Source organism: Halioglobus sp. D3-4 (assembly GCF_055809315.1).
Map to the genome: position 1 here is coordinate 3,540,328 of NZ_CM147907.1, position 21,641 is coordinate 3,561,968.

The window sequence follows — 21,641 nt, forward strand, 5'->3', positions numbered from 1 at the left end:
TTATCGCCGTTACCGGCGCTACCGGTTTTATCGGTTCGACGCTGTGCCAGCGCCTGCTGGAGCGTGGCTATCGAGTACGTGCACTCGTTCGAAACCCACTGAAAGCGACACACCTCGCCGATCTCGGCGTCTCCCTCGTGGAGGGAGATCTCGCCAACAACGCCGCGCTGCAAAAGCTCCTTCTGGACTGTGATGCCGTGGTCCACGGCGCGGGTGCAGTGCGCGGCAACTCACAGGCAGATTTCGATCGCGTAAACGTTGCTGGCACAGCGGCAGTTCTGGAGGCTATCCAGGCTCAGCCCCGGCCGCTGCGATTACTGCTACTCTCCTCGATTGTCGCGCGCGAACCGCAGTTATCCTGGTACTCGCACAGCAAGTGGGAGGGCGAGCAACTGCTGGCACAGTACGCCGATATCGACAGAACGGTCATACGCCCCCCTGCCGTGTACGGTCCGGGCGACAAAGAGATGCTGCCGGTTTTTCGCTTGATGCAGCGCGGCATTGCGGTAGTGCCGGGCTCGCCCGAGGTGCGCATATCCTTGATCCATGTATCAGACCTGGTGGAGGCCATCATTGCCTGCCTACAGAGTGAGGCGGTGAGCGGGCTGACCCTGAGTTTGAGCGATGGCAAGGAAAACGGCTACGACTGGCACGAAATGGCCGCGATTGCAGCTGAATACTGGTCGCGCCGCATTCGACTTTTTCGGGTGCCGAGCTGGCTGCTGGACACCGTCGCGGCAGTGAACTGCAAACTGGCGGGTATCACAGGTGCCGCGCCCATGCTGACACCACCAAAATTGCGCGAACTGCGCCACGATGACTGGGTAGCAGACAACCGTGCTATTACCGAAGCCACTGGCTGGACACCGAAAATTGGCCTGCGCGAAGGACTGCAACAGCTCAAATTACCAGCACTATGACCACGAATAACGCGACGATAGTACGATATAATCGCGCTTCAACTTTTAACCCCGAAATTCAGGCGGAATTTACCGGTGGCAGAATTCATTGTCGGCAATCCACTGCGCAAATGGGCACGCAACCATCGCTTGCTCCGCGAGGCGCTGTGGCGACTGGATTTTATGCTGGTGTGGCTGATTACTAAACTGGCGCGGATACTGCCAATCGATACCGCTTCGCGGTTCGGTGAAAAGCTTGGCAGCTGGATTGGGCCGCGCCTGGCCGACAAAACCACCATTTATCGCAACAATCTGGCGATCGCATTTCCCGAACTCAATGACAGCGAACTCGATGCGCTGGTCGTGCGCGCGTGGGGCAGCTCTGGGCGGGTAATGGCCGAGTATCCGCATCTGGCGACAATCCTCGCTGAAGATCAGCGCCTGCAAATCGATATTCGCGAGCCGATTGAGACATACCAGAACCCCGCCATTCCATGCGTGATAGTGACAGCACACCAGAGCAACTGGGAAGTAGTGTGTTCCGCGATGGCCAAGCTGAACATCCCCAACGCCAGCCTGTACTCGCCACCGACGAACCCACTGCTGGACCGCATGTTGCTTGATTCCCGCCGCGCCTTGAACTGCGAGCTATTGCCGGCAGAAAACAGCGCCCGCCTGTTAATGCGCGCCCTGAAACAGGGGCGCACGGTAGCCATGGTGATGGACAGACGGGTCGACGAGGGCAAACCTGTGTCATTTTTTGGTCACGACAAATCCTCGACCATCATGCCAGCCAAGCTCGCGCTGAAGTTTAACTGTGCGCTGGTACCTGTGCAGGTTGAGCGCTTGCAGGACGCGCACTATCGCGTCACCTTTCACGCGCCCATTGTGCCCCGCGACACCAGTGCAGATGAAACGACCCAGGCCATCGATATGATCCAGCAGGTGCATAATCAATTCGAACAATGGATTCGGCAGCAACCGCAAGACTGGTTCTGCTCGAAGCGCCTGTGGTCCAAAGACAAATTTGCCAAAAACGAGGGAGGCGGCCATGACGCCGACACCAATTCCTATGCAGCCTGAAAACCAACATCAATCAATACGCCTGTTTGAAAACGATTTACTCGAACGTTTATCCCACGTTCACCCCATCACGCCGCTGTTGATGTGGGGGCCTATCGCTGGCTGGCTGATCTGGCGCAGCTTCGCGGTGTACCAGCTCCCATTGCTGCCTGTGCTGGCTATAGGTGTAGCGGGTATAGCGACGTGGTCTCTCACCGAGTATTGCCTACACCGCTATCTCTTTCACTTTCCCGCCACCAGCAAGCTGGGTAAATGGCTGGTGTTCCTGTTTCACGGTAACCACCATGACGACCCGAAGGACAAGACACGGCTGGTCATGCCGCCAGCGGGTGCGATCCCCATTATGCTGGTGCTCTACCTGCTGTTCGGTCTGTTTATTCCACAGCCCTGGATTCAGCCGTTTTGTGCGTTTTTTATTATCGGCTACCTGATCTACGACTATATCCACTACTCTACCCATCACTTTCCGATGCGGAACAAAGTGGCAAAGTTCCTCAAGCACTACCACCTGAAACACCACTATTCGGGAGAGGGCGGTCGCTACGGCGTCAGCTCACCCGTTTGGGATCGCATTTTCGGCTCAGACCCGGACAAGAGCTGAGTCAACCGGAGTGCCCGAGTTTTATCTGATACCCAAGCGCCTCGCACGCAAGGCGCCGATTCTGGCCACTATTGCCCAGCGGGTAGAGGCGGCTGGTTTTCGCACAATCTTCTGGCTGATGGGCAAGCTCAGCATCGAGAGTGCAATGCGCCTGTCCGCTTTTGCGTTTGGATTGGTCGGTTCGGTGTCGGACAAGGCGGCCAAAGCGCGTGACAATCTGGCCATCGCCTTTCCTGACCAGCCACCTGAATGGCGCGAGAAAACCACGAAAGACATATTCCGCCATCTGGGCTACTCCGCCGCAGAGTTACTCAAGCTGGAAGATATCTGGGACGAACGCGAGGAACGCATCGAGTTTGTACTGGAGCCGGAAGCCCTCAAGCACATGTTGAGCAAGCGGCCGACGGTATTCCTGACTGCACATGTAGGCGCCTGGCAGGTCGCCGCTCTGGTGACACGGCAATATGGGTTCACCATCAATACGATCTATGCACCGGAATCCAACCCGATCATACAAAAGCTGATGCTCGGTTTGCGCCGCTCCTTCGGTGAGAAGCTGATCCCCTCCGACGCGGGACCGCGTCCGCTGTTGAAAGCGTTGCACGCGGGCGAGAGCATTATTATGGCGATGGATACCCGCCCCGATACCGGCAAGCTGCTGCCCTTTTTCGGCGTCGACGCACTCACCAATACCAGTGCCGTCGGTCTGGCACTGCGCACAGGTGCAGCTGTGGTCGTGTCGCGCTGCGAGCGCCTGCCCGGGGGGCGCTACCGAGTCACAGTATATGACCCGCTCGTCAGCCCCACTCCCGATGCGCCGGTCAAGGAGCAGGCTGTCGCCGTAACTGAAATGGTACACCGCCATTTCGAAGACTGGATCAGGGAATACCCAGAGCAGTGGGTCTGCCTGAAACGTCGCTGGCCAAAAGCTCACAAGCTGTAGCGCATATGCAAACGGAACATCGCATCACTGAGCCCACTCACAGCTCACTAGCAGTCTGTATCTGCACATTTATGCGCCCGGAAGGTTTGCAACGCCTGTTGACGGGCCTCGAACGGCAGACATTTTCTATCTCGCCGCAGCCCGATGTGCAACTTATCGTGGTCGACAATTCGCCCAACCGCTCGGCGGCGATCACCTGCGAGGCGCATCAGTCGCGCTGGTCACTGCACTATCTACACGAGTCCAAGCCCGGCATTTCCTATGCCCGCAATACCGCGCTGACTGCGGTACCTCCGGACACAGATTTTATCGCAATGATCGACGATGATGAGGTACCCGCACCCGACTGGCTGGACCAGTTGCTGCACGCTCAGGCCCGCAGTGAGGCCGATGTGGTCGTCGGGCTCGCCAGGCCGGTGTTTCCACCGCAAACACCTGAATGGGTCGCAGCGAACGGTATTTTTGTGAAGCCTGAGAACTGGCAGAGCCTACAAGAGCTGGATCCGGACCCGCCGGCAGCGACCTGCAATGTGCTGGTACGGGCCGAGTTACTGGGCCCGAACGGTGTAACTTTTGATCCGGCTCTGGCACTCAGCGGCGGCGAAGACAAGCTGTTGTTCCAATCCTTGAAACTCAGTGGTTACAAATTCGCCTGGGCAGCCGCCGCTCGCGTCGAGGAATGGATTCCGGTCGAACGCGCCACGCTTGCTTACATGTGGCGAGAGTCCTACCGACGCGGCACCGTAAAGTACTTCGTCAAACGGCGCCTGAAATCCCGCTCCATCCCCGGCGCCGTGCGCATCGCGCTGCGGTTGGTGGTAAGGTCAACAGGGTTGATCATCTGGTCCGTGTTGCGCATGTTGTTCAGTCTCGGCCAGAAGAGTCGCGCCTGGGTGCCTTACGCCCTGAACGTGGCTGACAGCCTGGGCACCATTGCCGGAGTGCTACATATCCCCAACCGCCACTATCGTCCCAAGGATGCTGCGTGCTGAACCTTTCTTTTCCAGATCGCGATCGACGATGGAGCCTGTCGAATATCGTCTTCGCGACATACATTATTTTTCTGGCGGGTTTTTACTTTGTTCCCAACGCGGTGGACAACTACAAGTTCTATATTGCAGCCGTGTTCCTTCCCGGACTCTTTCTGCTACGACAAACCTTCCAGCGAAGCCTGCACAGCCCTATCTGGCTAAGCCTTCTGGCCTTTGTCGGATACAGTCTGCTGAGCTCGCTGTGGAGCGAGGAGTTTTCACCTGCAGCGCTGTGGCGCGATGTTCGTTACTGTGCCTATGTCCTCGTCTTCATGTTGCTGACACTGCATTGGTTTGAACGCAACCGAGCACTGCCCGATGCGATCATGGATGTGGTTGCGCTGGTTGTCATTCTGGCGGCAGTGGTTTCTGTACTTCTCTTTGAGGATCTGGCGCTGTTGCCGGTGCTGACAGACATCCGCATGGTGGGGCTTGGCATCACGGACAATCCTAACCCAAGTGCCTTCATATACGGCTTCTTTGGTGTGATCGCCCTGGATTACGCGCGGCGCAACTGGGGGGAGAAACTGGCTTGGGTGTACGCGGCGGGCCTGGCGGTAATCGTCCTGTTCGTGGTGTTAACCCAGAGCAATACCGGCCTGCTGGCGCTGGCTTCGTCTTGCGCGCTGTTGTTTCTGCTCGACCGACGCAGGGCCCCACCGGCGCTGATAGCCGGGCTGTCTATCGGTCTGGCCGCAGGTATCTACCTGTTCTGGTCGCTGGGTCTGTTGAACGCGGCAACCGATCTCGGGTTTCTGAATCGCTTTCCCATTTGGGAACGCATTATTGAGAGATGGCAGGAAGCGCCCCTTTTCGGGTACGGCTACCAACCCACGATTGTTCTACTGCCGGACGGTAAACCGAGCATTCTCAACTATGCGCACAGCAGCTTCCTCGCCGCTCTGCGCGATGGCGGGATCGTCGGCTTGATATTGCTGCTGATGGTTTATGGTTTTGCGCTGCGCGCCGGTCTAAAGATGGCATTCACCGTGCGCCGTGCGCGTTATCTGAGTCTTTTTGCCTTTGGCGCGATCTGTGCGCTCGTCGACACAGATCAGGTGATTACCCGGCCCAGAGAGTTGTGGATCATTCTGTGGTTGCCATTGGCCTGCCTGGTGGCATACGAGTTGGGCTTGACGGGTAAGGATTCGTCCGGCTCAGTGGGCAGGCGGGAGGGGCCTTCTCCGAACAGTATCCGGTGATACCCTTCCAGCGCCCTCTCTACCGAGAATTCACGTCCCCGCTGACGCAACATCTGGGTATCCGGTTCCTCCTCCAGACTGGCCAGAATACCCTCGGCGAGGCGCGTCACATCATCGACCGGCACCAACGTACCGTAGCGCCCCTCTTCCAGAATCTCGGCCGGACCGCTCGGGCAATCGGTACTAACAACCGGGCAGCCCTGCAACAGGGCTTCAACCAGCACATTGCCAAAACCTTCAAAGCTTGAGGACAGTACAAACATCCGCGCTGCTCTTATATACGCGTGGGGATCACTCTGATAACCCGGCAGTGTGACGTCATCTCCAACTCCCAATTCCGCCGCCAGTTTCAGCAACTCCTGGCGGTGGGCCATCTGTTCTGCCGATGACTTATCACCACCGAGAATCACCAGCCGCACCTCGGCTTGCTGACGCACGACAGCGAACGCCCTGATCAGCAACGGAAAGTTTTTCTGTTCTACCAGACGCCCCATACCCAGGATGACCGGCGGTGCATCCGGCTGAAACCAGGGGTGAGTGAAAACCCCGGCGGAGTCACCAGCGGGCTCTGGCTCGGCCACAGGATTGTAAACGACGTGCACGCGCTCCGGATCCAGACCGAGGAGTTGAATGGCGTCATCGGCCACACCGCGCGAAGCCGCAATGACACCCTGTGCTTGCGAAAAGCAATAGCGGAACATCGGTACCATACTGTACGCTTGGCCCTTACCACTCTTGCGGCTCAATTCGCTGCGGATAGACAGTGCAATCTGCACACCCACAAACACCCGCGTCGGTATGTTAAGACCCGACATCGCCAGCACAGTACTGATACTCGATTTACCCAGCGCGGAAAAAATCACGGCGGGTGTTGCCCTTTGCAGGTAATCGGCAATATCGCGAATATAGCGGAAGCTGCGCGGGATTTTACGCGCTGAACCCAACCAGAAAAAAATTCCATGCAGCCCCTGCCAACCAGCTCGATGCACCGCTGTGCAAAGACCGGCCAGTTTCCCTACAGGCTCAAGCACGATCAGGTTCACGCCGGGAGGAACACTGCCGCATAGCTCTCCCTGAAATTCGCATACCAGCAGGTCGACATCATAGCCAAGCGCTGAGAATCCGGAGGCCATAGCCAACACTACCCGTTCGGCTCCGCCCCCATTGAGATTGTCCAACAGGAATGCGACACGTCGCGCACTGCCCTGGTGCGAAGTCGCCGAATGCGACCCGGATTGTGCTGTCTCAAGCGACATATTACGAATTTCCGTATAGAGATCCACTGCGCATGGGATACCCTCTGAATACGCACGGATTTGCGTGGCCATTATATGTCAGCTGGACCAACTGTCCAGCGCGCCACCTGCAGCCCCGCAGTAGATACGGGTGCAGACCGAGTCGGAGTGTTGCAAAAGCCAGCATTCAGATAGAATGCGCGAACTTCCAAACACATCTACGCAATATCACAGGAGAACGCCACATCTCGCCCAATCCACACAAGCCGACGAGGCTCTGGCTGACGTCACCGCATTTTTACCCCACATATGGCGGCGCCCAGAACCGCTACCGCAGCTATATTCCCGGCCTGCTTGAACGCAACCTGGATGTGAATGTGATGACGGGGACGCCGCAGATTCGCGAGCGCAGTGAATCCGATTCCGACAAGAGCTGGTATAACGCGACTCCCGGTACTTGGCTGCCGAAAATCACGCTGGATGGCGCACCGCTCGAGCGCATCCGCTTGCCCGACAGCAAAAGCCGCGCGCGAACCAAAATTTACTACGATGCGCTGCTGGAGGTGTGCCAGCGTCCGGCACAGGGCCCGGTCGTCGCCCAGCTGCTGACCAATATGCGCCCGCAGGCGTTGCCCTGGCTGCAGCAATTGAAACAAAGCGGCGTAGCCACCGTGTATTCGGTTTCCCAGTTCCCCACCTGGCAGCGTAAGCCGATCAAGCGGATACTGCGACGAAGAGGTTATCAGCGGGTGTACAACGCCTTTGACTCCCTGGTCACCAACAGTGAAGCGATCAAAGAGTTTCTGCGCAGTATAGACGTCACCACGCGTATCGAGTACATCCCCAATGGGGTGAACCTGCAGCGCTTCCACCCGGCGCGAACCGAAACTGAGGTTCAGGCAGCCGCAGCGCTGCGCGAGCAATTCGGTATTCCTGCCGATCATAAAGTTATCGTGGCGGTGGGTGCCGTGATGCCGCGCAAGGGTTCCGATCTGGTGCTGCAGGCCTGGCGCCGTATTCTGTCGCAGCTGCCGGACACGCATGTGATGTTTGTCGGGCCGCGTGCCGATACCCACGACCCCAAACTGCAGCAGTTCGGCGCGGAGATAGAATCGCTGGTGGCCGATTCCGGTGCTGCAAACCAGGTACACTTCACCGGTATTGTGGACGATGTCGACAATTATTTGCGCGCTGCCGACGTCTCTATCCTCGCCTCCAGTCGCGAGGGCACACCGAACTCCGTGCTGGAATCGATGGCAACCGGTCTGCCGTGCCTGGTCACACCCTTCCTCGGTATTTCCGACGGCATCGGGCAGGCCGGTGAGCACTATCAACTGGTGGATCGCGAGCCAGAGGCCATTGCCGCCGCGCTTATCGGGATGCTCAAAAGCAGTAAGATTCGCAGCTATTACGGTGAGAGGGGCAAGCGCTATGTGGAGGAAAACGTGGACCAGCAACACAGCCTGGACCGCTATGCTGCACTGTATGAGGAACTCGCCGCAGCAGCGCAGCGGCGCTAGCGCAGCGCGGCACCCGGCGACGCCCCATCAGTACATCAGGCGCTCTTTATCTGTCACCAACGGTGACCCTGTAAACAGCCGTCGGGTTTTTTTCACGAGCATTCGAAGGGGCCGGTGTTCTTCGAACACCACAATGAACACTTTGCGGTAGTAATTTTCCGGGCAGTTGATACGCCGTACGCCGTGCCAGGAATTGCCGCGGCGCCCGAACAGAATGCTGCGATTGTCTCTGGTCTGCGCCGGGTACTCGGCATCAAAATCCTCAAATGCCGGGGCCGTGTCTGAGGAGAATCGCCCGTGGTCATCGAGAATCACGGTCTCCCCGCCCCAATTCCAGTTCCAATCGTCCTCAGTATTCAGGTAAAAAATCTGCGAACCGATTTTGCCTTTTGAATCGCAGTGCGGGCCTACCTCACCGCCGTTTGGAGTGTAGTGCCAGTGGAACCGAAAACGCACATCGGAGACACCCAGCAGCCGGCAGATAAAGGCGCGGTAGGTGTCACTGCACAACTCCTCGACAAAATCGCGCCACGCCGGCGCCAGCTCCATACCGCGCTCGTAATCGAGAATGTAGCGATCGTGGCTGGCCTGGCCATGCTTACGCTGCTTGCCAAAAAACGCTCTGAACCGCGTCAACTCCGGCTGGCTTCGTAGTAATTCAGGATAGTGTTCGGAATTGATGAACCCCTGCGGATTCACCCATGGGAAGGGCTTTGTCGCCTGGAACTCTCCAGAATCAATGGCATTCAGCACAGCGCTGTTCAGATAGGATTGACTCGCCATCGCTTTAGTACTTTGTAAAGCGATGATTATACGATTGCGGTGAAATCAGGGACAGCGGCAATTTTGTGCAGGATTGCGGCTCCCCCGGGGTCGACCGGTCAGGACGCTCCGACCGCCACGGGCTCCTTCAGCAGGCCCGCCGGTTTCAAGCGGGCATTGGCGCAGCGTAGGGCGGCACCGCCGATCCGCGCGGTGCGCAGATCACCAAACGGTGAGCCCAGACCGCTGTTGACGATCAGCGCCACCGACAAGCCCCGCTTGGGGTCGGCCCAGGCACCAGAGCCGCCAAAGCCAAAGTGGCCGAAGGCGTCGCGCGGAAAACCGTGCGTGGTGGCGACACCGTGATAGCCCAACCGCCAGCGCATATCGAAGGGAATGACCGAGAGCCTGCCGGTCGGTTTCTGCAGCGTGGTGGCGCGCGCCATACTCTGCTGTGACAGCAGGCGCACCCCATCCAACTCCCCGTCATTCGCCAGCAGTGCGTAAAGTTTTGCCAGCGAACGCGCAGTGAACAGGCCATTGGCCGCCGGAATCGCCACACGCAGCGACTCCGGAGAGCCAAAATCAAAATCGCTCACACCGTGTGGCGCGAGGGCATCGAAGATGCTCGACAGATCGGAATCGAACCCTGCCCGCCGCAACAGGCCGCTGAGCCGGCTTGCGCTGATTTCAATTTTGCTGCCCAGCGAAGTCTGCGCCAGCTTGCGGGTTGCATCGGGGAAGATCAGCTGCGCCGCGCGCGGTATCTCCCGCGCTGGCGTGCCAATGAAGAGGCCATCCAGCTTCAGCGGCCGGGCGATCTCCTTCTGCACCAGATCCGAGAACTTCTTACCCGTAACGCGCTGAATAATCTCTCCGACCAGAAAACCGAAGGTCAAGCCATGATAGCCGGTGCGAGCGCCCGGCGGATGCGCCGGTTCGGCCTGCTCGATCGCGCGGATCATATACTTCCAGTCCAGCATCCGATCCACGTGATCAATCATCTGGCGGATATGGTACAAGCCGGATTGATGCGCCAACACGTGCCGCACGGTGATGTCTTCTTTGCCGGCCTGTCCGAACTCCGGCCAGTACTGCGAGACCCTGGCATCGTAATCGATAAGCCCGCGATCTGCGTAGATGTGCAACAGCGTCGCGGCCACGCCCTTGGTGGTCGAAAAACTCGGTGCCATAGTATCGCGGCTCCACAGTGTGCCTTCATCATCGCTGCTTCCACCCCATAGATCCACCACGCACTCACCTCGGTGGTAGACGCTCACCGCCGCCCCGCCGCGATAATTGCGCAACAGAGTGCGCAGCGTGGCTTCTACCGGCGCAAAATCCGGGTGGATGCGGCCGTCGAGATGCACTTTTTTCGGACGTAGTAAGTGTAGTGTCATGGCGGGCCCCGTCTGGTTCATATTGTTATGGCGACGACAATTGGCATTGTCTCGGCCAAAACATACCACAATTGGCCGCCGGGGCGAAAACAGGCCGCCACAGCGCAAACAGGCCGCGCTAGTTCAGCACGCGGTAACCTCGACCACGAAGGCAGTTTTTCACTACCTGGACCTTCGTCTCAGCGCCTTGGCCGGCACCCTTGGCACCACCGCCAACAGCACCGATTCCGGCCCCCTTGGCCGCGCCTTCGCCGCCGCCGGTAATCGCGCCGACCAAGCCACCCACCACCGCACCAGTGGCGGCGCCCACAGCCGCTTTCCCGCCAGCATTCACCGACTCGGAATAGCTCTTGCACTCGGCCAGATCCCGCTGGTAAGCCGCCATATTCACGCCTTTCTGATCGATGATGATCTCGTCCGTCGTGGTACAAGCGGCCAATGTGAACAAAGCCAAAAGAGCTGTCGCTGCATATTTCATGGTCTGGTGCTCCGCTGAGGAATCGCAGCCTCAAGGCTAACATGTCGGGCGGTGAAAATCGCAATAACCTATTTTCTGCATGGATATAACACAACACCGGAACCGACTTATTGCGACTCACCGCAGCACCGCCGCCACGGGGTAAGGACTTGACGGGGGAGGAGACATGGGTCAGCCTGCAACCAACAAATATCTGCCTATTTACACTCTATCCGGGGACCAATAACAATGAAGCAACTTACCGGGCTTGACGCCTCTTTCCTCTATCTGGAAACCGCCAACGCCCCGATGCATATTTCGGGTCTGTCCATTTATGACCAATCCACAGCACCCGGCGGCAAGGTGCGGTTCAAGGAGATCATTGAAAACACCAACAACCGCCTGATGGGCCTGCCTGTGATGACCCAAAAGCTGGTGAATGTGCCGATGAATCTGGACCACCCCTACTGGATAACCGACGGCGCCTACGACCCCGAGTTCCATATCCGGCATATTGCGCTGCCTAAACCCGGCGACTGGCGCCAGCTCTGCATCGTGATTTCACGCATACACGCGCGCATGCTGGACCGCGCTAGGCCGCTTTGGGAGTTGTACATTATCGAAGGCCTCGACAATGTAGAGGGCGTGCCCAAGGGCAGTTTCGCTATGTTCTCCAAGACCCACCATGCAGCGATAGACGGCACCTCTGGCATGGAGTTGACGGCGGCAACCCACGACCTGTCACCTGATTACAAGCGCGCGCACAAAGCCGCCACGGTGAAAGTCGACAGTGAGCCTTCTTCGATCGAAATGGTCATCCGCTCGCAGCTCAATACTATCCGCAAGCCCTTCCACTTCGTCAGCGTGGCCAGAAACACCGTGCCGGGGCTGGCCAAAGTGGTAGCTGGCCTCTCCAAGGGCCAGCTGAGCCGCATCAAGAATATTCCGCGCACCCGCTTTAACGGGTCGGTGTCGCCGCACCGTGTATTCGATGCCATCAACGTACCTCTGGATGACGTAAAAGCCATCAAGAACTCGATACCGGGCGCCACGGTGAACGATGCCGCCATCACGATTGTCGGCGGCGCTTTACGCAAATACCTGGAGGCACACAATGAACTGCCCGAGGAATCACTGGCGGCCATGGCACCGGTGAATGTGCGCTCGGACAAGGACAAGACCGGCGGCAATATTGTCTCCACGATGACCGTTCAGGTACGCAGTGATATAGCCGACCCGCTGGAACGCCTGCAAGCCGTGCACGAGAGCAGCAGCAAGGCGAAGGAGCTGACCAACGCCATCGGCGCCAAGACCATGACCGACTACTCCCAGTTCATCCCCGCCACCCTGACAGCACAGGCGGCTCGGCTGGCCAGCCGCTGGGGCCTGATGAACCGCATGAGCCCGCAGTTCAACTGTGTAATCACCAACGTGCCCGGCCCCCCCATTCCTCTGTACAACACTGGCGCCAAAATGGTGGCCAATTACGGCACCGGCCCGGTGCAGGATGGGCTGGGTTTATTCCACGTGATCAGCAGCTACTGCGGCCAGTTTGTCATCAGCGCCACCAGTTGCCGGGTGATGATGCCGGACCCCGGATTCTACAGGGAGTGCCTGCAAGCGAGCTTTGATGAGCTACTGGCTGCAGCTAAAGCAAAATCGGCGCCGGCCCAGCCCGCCAGAAAGAAAAAACGCGCACCTGCCAAAAAGAGCAGTGCGCGCAAGGCCAGGAGCGCCGCATGACCCTGCAGCCACCCAACCTACTGCTGGCGCTTAGCGACGGACCCAGAGCACTGGCGGATGTTGCCGTGCTCCATATGGCTGCCCCGCTGTTGTGTCGCCTGAAACCCACTCAACGCCAGCAAAGTGTGATGGTGATTCCGGGCTTTATGGGCGACGACTTGGGCAATGGCCCGCTTATCCGCTTCCTGCGCCGTCTGGGATACACCGCATCCGGTTGGGGGCAGGGGCATAACCTTGGGGTACAGAGCTTCGATGAGGACAAGTTGCGCGAGACAATGGACCCATTGATAGAGGCCGGCAACGGTAAAGTCGCCTTGATTGGCCACTCACTGGGCGGTATTTATGCTAGAGAAATGGCACGGGGAGATCCGGACAGCATCGCTCAGGTGATTACCCTCGGCAGCCCATTCGGCCGGGGCAGGGAGAATGCCTCGCACGCAAACCGCCTGTACCAGCGTTTAAACCCACAACCCGATGCACGCCGCACCGACGACAGCCTGGCTATCCCACCACCTGTGCCAACCACAGCCATCTACACCAAGGCCGACGGCGTGGTGAACTGGCGCACGTCCATACAAACGGGCAACCACCCGCACGTCCACAATGTTGAAGTACTGGGCAGCCATATCGGCCTGAACCTCAACGCAGCCGTGTGGTATTGGGTGGCAAAGAAACTGTCTGAACAGATCCATTGATAGCACTTGCAGTTTGCGGCTGCTTAGCAACCACGCTACGCAATTGCATGGTGGCCCTGTAGTCGTAAGATGTACCAAACGACCAACAACAGGAGAACCCCATGAACTACAACACACTGCGCTACGAAGTCGCTGACAATATTCTGACGCTGATCATTAACCGTCCGGACCATCTCAATGCGTTCACCGTGGAGATGGCCGGCGAGCTGATCGATGCCTTCAACCGCGCCAGCGATGACGACGCGGTACGCGCGGTAGTAGTAACGGGAGAGGGGCGCGCCTTCTGCGCCGGCATGGATCTCTCAGTTGGCGGCAACGTGTTCGGCCTGAACGAATCACTGAACCCGACAATGGACGACATGGAGAACCGACTTGATGACCCCGAAATTATCGATGGTGTGCGCGACACCGGTGGCCGCGTAACGCTGGCAATTTACGACTGTAGCAAACCCGTGATAGCCGCCATCAACGGCGCCGCCGTGGGCATTGGTGCCACCATGACCTGCGCAATGGATATCCGGCTGGCCTCCGAACATGCCCGTATCGGCTTTGTATTCAACAAAATAGGTATTACACCCGAAGCCTGTTCCAGCTGGTTCCTGCCGCGTATTGTCGGAATATCGCAGGCACTGGAATGGGTGTATAGCGCGGAGATATTGAAGGCGGAACAGGCTTTAGCGGGGCGCTTCGTCAGCGCAGTGGTTCCCGCTGATCAACTGCTGGAAGAGGCCTATAAAATCGCTAGGCGCATCGCCCAACACAGCCCGGTCGCCATCGCCATGACGCGGCAGATGATGTACCGCTGCTCGGCAATGGAGCACCCCATAGAGGCACACAAGGTAGATTCACTGGCGATCTATTACGCCAGCCGCAATAGCGGCAAGGAAGGCGTGCAATCGTTTTTAGAGAAGCGCGCACCGGTGTTTGAAGACAGGACCTCTAACGATATGCCCGAGTTTTACCCCTGGTGGAAGTGAAGTAAACCGTTTCCCCAACCTACCAAAAGCGAGCGCTGTGCCAGTCTGAGTAGTCCAAGGGACTGGAGAACTGACATGGAAGTCATTCGAACCATAAAGCCCGGCATGCCGGGCAGCCGGCAGTTTCAGAAACATTGGGGCGGCAACCTCGTAGCCGTTCGCTACAGAAGCTGCTGAAGCTGCTGAAGCAAACTTTACACCACAATAGAAATCATCGTCGACGAACGCGAGCAATCCCATCCCGACATCTCACTGAATGCCGTGCACTCCTACAAACAGCGACAGCTCGTCGCCCTGCCCATCGCATTTGAGGAAAGTGTATTGCGAGCAACCGCGAAACGCAGCGGCGCAAAGTGGAGCGTTCAAAGGAAGGTATGGGTGATGTCCCACCGTACTGCAGTTGCCCTGGGCGTACACAACAGGATAGCTGAGGGGCTGGCAGAGAAATGTGTCGATGTGGAGATATTTGGTGATTAATGTACAGATACGGACATGGCTAGTAGTCATCTGTGGCTACATATGCCTACACATGTCTGGATGTGGACATAATGGCTACATTTGGCTACAACATATACTAACTGTTAACTAATAGTGAGGCAGAAGAGCAATTATACAAAGGAGGATTATGATGTTTAGTCATGTGACTATTGGATCAAAAGACCCCAATGAAGCAGCAAAATTCTATGATGCGGTGTTAGGGATTTTGAAAATACCTGTTCTATTTCATGTCGAAGGAGCGGTAGCATATGGTGATGCCGTTGGGCCAAAAACATTTATTTTGAAGCCTTTTGACGGTGGTTCCCCCTCTCCAGGAAATGGAGGGCATATAGCTTATTCGGCAAATAGTCGTGCACAAGTAGACGCATTTTATGCTGCGGCATTAGAGATGGGAGGCACTGATGAAGGTGGACCTGGTTTACGGCAACACTATCATCCTAATTATTATGCAGCTTACGTTCGTGACCCTGAAGGGAATAAGATTCAAGCAGTTTGCCATAGTAAAAATGGTTAAAAACAGATTAGTTAACAAACAAAGGTACAATCGCCCGCAAAGAGCGCGTGCTGGACTCGCTAATGCTCGCCTGTGCTTTGGGCGTTATGGGTCCAACCTACCCATGAAAAGTAGACACTTATGAAGAAGCTACTACCACCAATAATGTTTTTGATATTTTTGATAGGAATGCCCATTGTATATTGGACGCTGGGTTCACCACACGTATTGTATTTCCCATACAATTTGATTGGCGCTGTATTTTTGTCAGTAGGGCTTGGGGTATCAATTTATCACAGCCGATTATTCAAGAAGGAAAAAGCGAATATCATGACTTTGGGAGTACCCACGAAGATCGTAATGTCTGGATTATTTAAGTATTCTAGAAATCCTATGTACCTTGGTTTCGTTTTAGCACTTTTGGGTGCCGCTTTTCTTTATCAAACCGCACTCTCTTCATTCCTCCTAGTGGCAACTTTTTGGCTTGTTACTGATCGCTGGTATATAAGATATGAGGAAAAAGAGATGCTTAAAAAATTTGGAGACGAATACAGACAATACTGTACGCAAACTCCGCGGTGGCTCGGCCTAGCCTAACAAGGCAATTATGCGAAAACCATTTGCTATGCCGCACATTGCGCATGGCCTTCGGCCATTATTGCACAAGGCGCCGCTCCACAAGCGGTTCCGCTTATCGCGGCGTTAATTGAGAAATTTTCGGTAATGAGAAAAAATATAGAAATTCATGGTTCTCTAAAGTCTGCAAACTTTAGAAAAGTGGTAGCAGTTGCACGGGAATTGGAAATCGAATATTCACACGTAAGCAATGATGTATACAAAGGAGAAGGTCAGATAGAGAGTTATTGGGCTATCAACAAGCTTGGGCAAATCCCCACTCTAGTAACCGAAAATGACATCATTACCGAATCGAACGCAATTATCATTTATCTCTCAAAATATTCTAGTACGAAAGAACTGTATGCTTCAAACCCTTCTAGGCAGGCTGCCATAAATCAATGGTTGTTTTGGGAAAGTAGTCAGTGGCAACCTGTATTGAGTAAGGTAATGGGTGCACATGTTGGTCATAAGTTATTGCCGTCATTGCTTCCAGCTCCTACATCACCGACTGATTGGGAGTCCCCCGATTGCATGAAACAGATGTCTTACTTAGAAAGTAGCCTCACAAATAGTTGGCTTACGGGGGCTAATATTTCGCTGGCGGATTTTTCCGTTGCGGCAATGACAACCTATTTTAAAGTATGCGAATTTCCTTTTCATGCTTACCCAAATATACACCGTTGGTACGCTTCTATGAATGACCTGCAATCATGGAGGTCTACCGAAACTCAAATTTGGAGTGGCTGAAATGAAAAATAGCAAGGCAATCAATCTGACCACAATAACGCTGGTGCGTTTTGTACATTACGCTGCGCTCCGACGTCAGCCTATTGCGACGTTATGTCCATCAACTATTGCGCTACTTTGGAGTAAGGACAGACATAATGAGATTATTTAAATTATTGGTCGGATTGATATTTACATATTCAATTCAGGCAGAAGCTGCGTTGATATCTTCCGTTCAAGTCGATTCGACTAGCTTCCTAGATGTAACATGGTTGTGGGACGGAAATTTTCTATCTGATGACAAACCTATTCTAAATAATTGGGATGGATCGATCTCCCTCACAATTCCTAGCCCGCTCAGCCCAGACGCTCTGTTCCTTGGTCACTTCTTCTTTCTTCACAAGTCTGACCCATTCCGTTTTTTTCGGAGGGCCAGTTTTGATTCCGGAAAATGAGGATAGTATTGGCTTACTTTTAGACTCCAGTTTTACCGTTGGTGGAGTCAGCTATCATTTTTTATTTGATCGTGCAGTGAGCCCACTGGAATCCAGAATTCGCGCCACCGCTAGTCGAGTACCATCTCCAAGTCCTTTTACCCTGCTATCTTTAGGTGTAGTTGCTCTTGGGTATATACATAGTAGGAATACACGTAACAAGCCACAGTGATCCCAAATCAACCCTGCAGACAAAATGGTTACGCCATCTGCTGCCAACCTTTCCGATCATGCACCATTGCGTTCAGTATGACCATCATCTTCCGCATACATGCGGTGAGCGCGTCCTTCCTGTGCTTTCCTCGGCCAGCGAGTTTGTTGTAGAACGCTTTCATCACCGGGTTATGTTGGATGGCGCGCAATCGCCATATACAGCATTGTTTTGATTGGTGCGCAACCACCCCGTATACGCCGTTTACCTCTCATGGTTCCACTATCGCGATTGGCTGGGCGCAGGATAGAACTAAGACGACTGACCTGATCGTAGAGGCCTTCGATATGGCAGTGGCGAAGCGGGAGGTCAAGCCAGGCCAGATCCTGCACTCGTATCGAGGTGTTCAGTACCGCTCTAGCGAATACCAGGGGCTATTGCTGGTAGAGGGAATCCGGCCTAGTATGAGCCGAAAAGGGAACTACTGGGATAATGCTGCGATAGAATCCTTCTTCGCCAGAATGAAGGTAGAATCGATTTACGCAGAACCTCCAGGCAACAAGGAAGAAGCTCATGCTCAGGTGTTCGAATACATTGAGTTGTTCTACAACAACATACGACGCCATTCAGCGAATGGCTACCGCAGCGCCAATCAGTACGAGCAGGAATACTATGCAGAGTGAGCGTAGAAAACTGTCTACTTCTGGTGGGTAGGACCACTTTACGAGATAGATCGTAGGAATGATTGACCCGAATGTATCAACGGATGTTGAACTGGTATTGGTAAAGGATTCATTTGTTCCAGGCTATGTCAGGCTCGCTGACGACGACTATGAATACTTAGCTAAATGGCTAGAGTGGCCTCGATTTTGTAGAACCGAAGAGGATTTCAATACCTTCGTAGCTGACTCTATTAGTGCATACAATTCTGGCGATTCTATGAACTGCGCTATTCTTTATAAAGGCGCTGTTGCTGGCACTGCTGGATTCAACAAGATTGATAAGAAATTGAGAAGGATAGAAATTGGTTACTGGTTGGGAAGTAGCTTTCAGAAAAAAGGCATAGTAACAAAAGTGTGCCAGCACTTAATCAATTATGCTTTTACAATTCCCGAAATAGACAAAGTTCAAATCTCAGTAGCCGCCGAGAACTTTCCTAGCCGAGCGGTATGCGAAAGGCTTGGAATGAGTTTAGAGGGTATCATTAGCAATGAAGAGAGAATCGGAGACAGGGTTCTGAGTCATGCTATATATGCGCTGCATAGAGTATAAACATAGCAAGGCAAAGTAGTGCGCGTCAAAACCTTCGTTCCTTCGTCGCTACTGCTTTGCCGTCGCAGCTGTGGGTGTTACGTGCCCAAAGGAGCTTCCACTGTTTAAGCTAGGCAAACTCTTCAAGGACTATATGGAACTCGGGTATGTGCAACCTCTGACGTTAACCCAGTTCCAGGAGAAATGGCAGAATCCCGATCATGCTGGTCCTGTGGAGTGGTGGTATCTTGGTACAGGTAAGTACTATCACTATCTCGCAGAGCGTTGGGGACAGGATCACCGAGTGGCATGGAAAATCGATAAGGAAGATTCAATGCTCTCTAGCGTAAACCACTTTAGTCCGAAAGGCGGGGCTGACCGGTTGGTAGGCATATTGCTAACCGAGGAGATTGTTGGTGGCATGTAAAGCACGTAACAGGAAGCCGCTGTTCGCTCCTACGCGGCGGGACGTCAAGATCGCTGCGCGGTCTCTGCTCCGCAAGGGTAAGCGTTAACTGTATGAATATACGGCGCGCTGAGTTCCGGGATACCAATGAGATTTCAGACCTCATGACTCAGCTAGGTTATGGCGCTACTAGTAACCTTATTGACAAAAAGCTCACAGAATTTTCGAGAAGCCCCATTGATGCTGTCTTTGTTGCGGAAATTAATGGGATCATAGTCGGGTGCATTTCTTGTCATATTACAAGCCTCTTCCACCAAGAAGGCAGCGCCGGAAGAATAACCAGTCTCGTTATCGACGAAGAGAAACGGGGTATGGGAGCCGGCAAGCTTCTCGTTAGCGAAGCTGAGGCTTTCTTTCATCTCCACGGTTGCGTAAAGTCAGAAGTCACTAGTGGAAATCATCGGTCCGAAGCGCACGCATTCTATAAGTCCTGTGGGTATAAACAAGATGAACGCAGGTTTCTCAAGTTATACAGTTAATAATTACTGGCTGTGCGCCCCTTCGGGACCGTCCGCAGGAGTCGCTGCGCCGTTTCCGCGCCGCAGCGTTAGGCGGCACAAGAGAGATCACACATGAAGTCCTTAGTAACGACATTAATTATTGGATTAGCCCTTGGTTCTTCCGGCACAGCTAGAGGCGAAGTTCAATCTCTGTCTTCGGCTGAGGGCCGGGACTACCGGCAACTATCAATGGCCACGATTCTGGTCGATCCATCACGACATGAGGGAAAACGGCTAACTGTATTTGGCTATCTTCATGAGGCTGATGGCCACATGGTCATCCTCTTTTTGACGCAAGATCATGCAATCTACGCAGATTACAACTCTGCAATTGTGATAGGACAACCCAAGAGCAGTATTTCGGAGCATTGCGCAGGGCAATATGTTGAAGTTACAGGCACATTTGAGAAAATGAATAGCATATCTGTGACGGCTGGGCAGATGCATATATTTCCTAAGCCCGAATTCATCAGGTCAGTTCGAGCAGGTGGCAAGAAAAATTTATGTTGGCCCCAATTTACCCACTAATTGGCGTATGCCGCCTATCAAGTCAAACCACTCGGATTGAAAGCCGTTGCTTCGCTCTGGTTTTCCGTCCCCTGCTGGCCGCGTTTTAGGGCCTAGCACCTGATGACTATCCTAATTCGTAGGGCGAACTTAGAAGACATTGAAAGTGTGCTTCCTCTGGTGAAGAAGTTCGTAACCAGTTTCGAGATCGTTGAATCGCAGTTCCGCCAATCCTACTCAAAAATTCTGAAGAGTCCTGATGCAATAGCCTTCGTGGCTGAGGATGAGGGAACTCTAGTTGGCTATTGTCTGGGGTTCTGTCACGATACCTTCTACGCAAATGGCTGTGTCGCTTGGCTTGAGGAGATAATGGTGTCTTCATCATGTCGCAGGCAACGTATAGGCGAAAACCTGATGGTCTCTTTTGAGGAGTGGGCAAAATCAAAAGGTGCTGTTTTGTCAGCCCTCGCAACCCGTCGGGCAGCACCTTTCTATAATGCAATAGAGTATGAGGACTCAGCCTCGTATTTCAGGAAGCTCCTTTGAAATCCGGCCCTATAAACTAGCGCCACCAGTGTGGCCCTACCGGGGCCAGACGCCAGAAAACCGCTGCGCGGATTCGCCGCCGCTGCGGTAATCGTTAAGCATCTTGATCCTAGGATACTCACCATGAAAATGAATTACTTTGTATTTGGAACAAATGATATGAAAAAGGCGGTGATCTTTTATGATCAACTGTTTGATGGGTGTGGTTTGAATAAAATTCACGGAGAGGGGCGCATGACGCTATGGGGTAACGAGGATTTTATGTTCGCCGTAGCAGAGCCGTTCGATGAAAACCCTGCATCAAATGGAAACGGTACTATGCTTGGCCTCCATGTTGATTCATCTGAAGAGGTTGATCGATTGTACAAAAAATCTATCGATTTAGGCGGGGTGAGTGAAGGTGAGCCTAGAGTACGTTCTAGCATGCATTCGGCCTATGTACGAGATTTAGACCGAAACAAAATATGCTTCTATACAAGCAGTGCTTAGCACGCTGGCGACAAACACTGTGACGGCTAAACCCACCTGAGCGTGACAGCCTAAACGCGCCTTCACTCGGGAGATGACGAGATGTCTGATCACAAAGTTTTCTCTATGCCATTCTCGACAATATATTCTCTCTATGTTCAGAAGGCAGAGAGAAAAAGCCGAACCGAAGAGGAAGTCATCCACATTATTTGTTGGCTCACTGGTTACGATTCTGACGCTCTGGCGAATCAGGTTGATGGCGAGAATGACCTAGCCACATTCTTTGCCGAGGCACCGACAATTAACCCCAACGTATTTCTCATAAAAGGGGTTGTCTGTAGTATTCGCGTAGAAGATGTCGAGGATCCGTAAGCT

Annotated in this window: 23 protein-coding genes and 1 pseudogene; 20 read left to right on the top strand and 4 right to left on the bottom strand. The window is 54.4% G+C overall.

Translation table 11 applies throughout. From position 1 onward, the window contains the following. Positions 1–2: 2 nt before the first annotated feature. The 6 genes and pseudogenes from AC0L6S_RS15370 to AC0L6S_RS15395 all read left to right on the top strand — a co-directional run. Positions 3–920: an NAD-dependent epimerase/dehydratase family protein gene (locus AC0L6S_RS15370; RefSeq protein WP_473428615.1), complete on the top strand. Its 918-nt coding sequence runs from the start codon at positions 3–5 to the stop codon at positions 918–920. Between the two features lie 75 nt (positions 921–995). Beyond that, positions 996–1,982, top strand: coding sequence for a lysophospholipid acyltransferase family protein (locus tag AC0L6S_RS15375; RefSeq protein ID WP_473424988.1), 987 nt, complete (start codon positions 996–998; stop codon positions 1,980–1,982). After that, complete coding sequence (locus tag AC0L6S_RS15380; protein WP_473424989.1) at positions 1,951–2,583, top strand: sterol desaturase family protein; 633 nt, start codon at positions 1,951–1,953, stop codon at positions 2,581–2,583. Before AC0L6S_RS15375 ends, AC0L6S_RS15380 begins: the two co-directional genes overlap by 32 nt. Positions 2,584–2,593: 10 nt before the next feature. Beyond that, positions 2,594–3,526, top strand: a complete 933-nt coding sequence (locus tag AC0L6S_RS15385; RefSeq protein WP_473424990.1) for a lysophospholipid acyltransferase family protein — start codon at positions 2,594–2,596, stop codon at positions 3,524–3,526. Between the two features lie 5 nt (positions 3,527–3,531). Beyond that, complete coding sequence (locus AC0L6S_RS15390) at positions 3,532–4,518, top strand: glycosyltransferase family 2 protein (RefSeq protein ID WP_473424991.1); 987 nt, start codon at positions 3,532–3,534, stop codon at positions 4,516–4,518. A gap of 461 nt (positions 4,519–4,979) precedes the next feature. Further along, positions 4,980–5,486, top strand: a pseudogene (locus tag AC0L6S_RS15395) (O-antigen ligase family protein); the annotation flags it as partial. 125 nt (positions 5,487–5,611) lie between these two features. Here the strand turns inward: AC0L6S_RS15395 and AC0L6S_RS15400 are convergent. Beyond that, on the bottom strand, positions 5,612–7,015 hold the full coding sequence (locus AC0L6S_RS15400; RefSeq protein ID WP_473424992.1) for a glycosyltransferase: 1,404 nt from the start codon (positions 7,013–7,015) through the stop codon (positions 5,612–5,614). A gap of 32 nt (positions 7,016–7,047) precedes the next feature. On the opposite strand from AC0L6S_RS15400, the gene AC0L6S_RS15405 reads away from it, so the two are divergent. Beyond that, positions 7,048–8,514, top strand: coding sequence for a glycosyltransferase family 4 protein (locus AC0L6S_RS15405; RefSeq protein ID WP_473424993.1), 1,467 nt, complete (start codon positions 7,048–7,050; stop codon positions 8,512–8,514). 27 nt (positions 8,515–8,541) lie between these two features. Here AC0L6S_RS15405 and AC0L6S_RS15410 read toward each other — a convergent pair whose 3' ends face one another. From AC0L6S_RS15410 to AC0L6S_RS15420, 3 genes are all read right to left on the bottom strand, one after another. Then, entirely contained in the window at positions 8,542–9,297 is a 756-nt protein-coding gene (locus tag AC0L6S_RS15410) for a 2OG-Fe(II) oxygenase (protein WP_473424994.1), read from the bottom strand. 98 nt (positions 9,298–9,395) lie between these two features. Then, positions 9,396–10,676: a serine hydrolase domain-containing protein gene (locus tag AC0L6S_RS15415; protein WP_473424995.1), complete on the bottom strand. Its 1,281-nt coding sequence runs from the start codon at positions 10,674–10,676 to the stop codon at positions 9,396–9,398. 118 nt (positions 10,677–10,794) lie between these two features. Continuing rightward, entirely contained in the window at positions 10,795–11,154 is a 360-nt protein-coding gene (locus AC0L6S_RS15420) for a glycine zipper family protein (RefSeq protein WP_473424996.1), read from the bottom strand. Between the two features lie 228 nt (positions 11,155–11,382). On the opposite strand from AC0L6S_RS15420, the gene AC0L6S_RS15425 reads away from it, so the two are divergent. The 13 genes from AC0L6S_RS15425 (at position 11,383) to AC0L6S_RS15485 (ending at position 21,638) form a co-directional block, all read left to right on the top strand. Further along, the gene (locus tag AC0L6S_RS15425) at positions 11,383–12,876 is read left to right on the top strand and encodes a WS/DGAT/MGAT family O-acyltransferase (protein WP_473424997.1); all 1,494 of its coding nucleotides are present in this window, start codon (positions 11,383–11,385) and stop codon (positions 12,874–12,876) included. Then, complete coding sequence (locus AC0L6S_RS15430) at positions 12,873–13,571, top strand: esterase/lipase family protein (protein WP_473424998.1); 699 nt, start codon at positions 12,873–12,875, stop codon at positions 13,569–13,571. The genes AC0L6S_RS15425 and AC0L6S_RS15430 overlap by 4 nt, the downstream gene beginning before the upstream one ends. Positions 13,572–13,672: 101 nt before the next feature. Beyond that, a complete protein-coding gene (locus AC0L6S_RS15435) occupies positions 13,673–14,548 on the top strand; it encodes a crotonase/enoyl-CoA hydratase family protein (protein ID WP_473424999.1) in 876 nt (291 codons plus the stop codon). A gap of 625 nt (positions 14,549–15,173) precedes the next feature. Then, positions 15,174–15,560 (top strand): VOC family protein, encoded by a 387-nt coding sequence (locus tag AC0L6S_RS15440; RefSeq protein WP_473425000.1) that lies wholly within the window; start codon positions 15,174–15,176, stop codon positions 15,558–15,560. A 120-nt stretch (positions 15,561–15,680) separates the two neighbouring features. Further along, positions 15,681–16,136: a methyltransferase family protein gene (locus AC0L6S_RS15445; protein ID WP_473425001.1), complete on the top strand. Its 456-nt coding sequence runs from the start codon at positions 15,681–15,683 to the stop codon at positions 16,134–16,136. A gap of 126 nt (positions 16,137–16,262) precedes the next feature. Beyond that, positions 16,263–16,904: a glutathione S-transferase family protein gene (locus AC0L6S_RS15450; RefSeq protein WP_473425002.1), complete on the top strand. Its 642-nt coding sequence runs from the start codon at positions 16,263–16,265 to the stop codon at positions 16,902–16,904. Positions 16,905–17,728: 824 nt separating this feature from the next. Further along, positions 17,729–18,211 carry an integrase core domain-containing protein gene (locus tag AC0L6S_RS15455; protein WP_473425003.1) on the top strand — a complete coding sequence of 161 codons (483 nt, stop codon included), beginning with the start codon at positions 17,729–17,731 and terminating at the stop codon, positions 18,209–18,211. A 58-nt stretch (positions 18,212–18,269) separates the two neighbouring features. Continuing rightward, positions 18,270–18,800 carry a GNAT family N-acetyltransferase gene (locus AC0L6S_RS15460; RefSeq protein WP_473425004.1) on the top strand — a complete coding sequence of 177 codons (531 nt, stop codon included), beginning with the start codon at positions 18,270–18,272 and terminating at the stop codon, positions 18,798–18,800. A gap of 549 nt (positions 18,801–19,349) precedes the next feature. Next, positions 19,350–19,724: a GNAT family N-acetyltransferase gene (locus AC0L6S_RS15465; RefSeq protein WP_473428618.1), complete on the top strand. Its 375-nt coding sequence runs from the start codon at positions 19,350–19,352 to the stop codon at positions 19,722–19,724. Between the two features lie 93 nt (positions 19,725–19,817). Beyond that, positions 19,818–20,273 (top strand): hypothetical protein, encoded by a 456-nt coding sequence (locus tag AC0L6S_RS15470; RefSeq protein ID WP_473425005.1) that lies wholly within the window; start codon positions 19,818–19,820, stop codon positions 20,271–20,273. 102 nt (positions 20,274–20,375) lie between these two features. Continuing rightward, positions 20,376–20,798, top strand: a complete 423-nt coding sequence (locus tag AC0L6S_RS15475) for a GNAT family N-acetyltransferase (RefSeq protein WP_473425006.1) — start codon at positions 20,376–20,378, stop codon at positions 20,796–20,798. Between the two features lie 123 nt (positions 20,799–20,921). Next, on the top strand, positions 20,922–21,287 hold the full coding sequence (locus tag AC0L6S_RS15480) for a VOC family protein (protein ID WP_473425007.1): 366 nt from the start codon (positions 20,922–20,924) through the stop codon (positions 21,285–21,287). Between the two features lie 81 nt (positions 21,288–21,368). Next, positions 21,369–21,638: a DUF2200 family protein gene (locus AC0L6S_RS15485; protein ID WP_473425008.1), complete on the top strand. Its 270-nt coding sequence runs from the start codon at positions 21,369–21,371 to the stop codon at positions 21,636–21,638. Positions 21,639–21,641 lie beyond the last annotated feature (3 nt).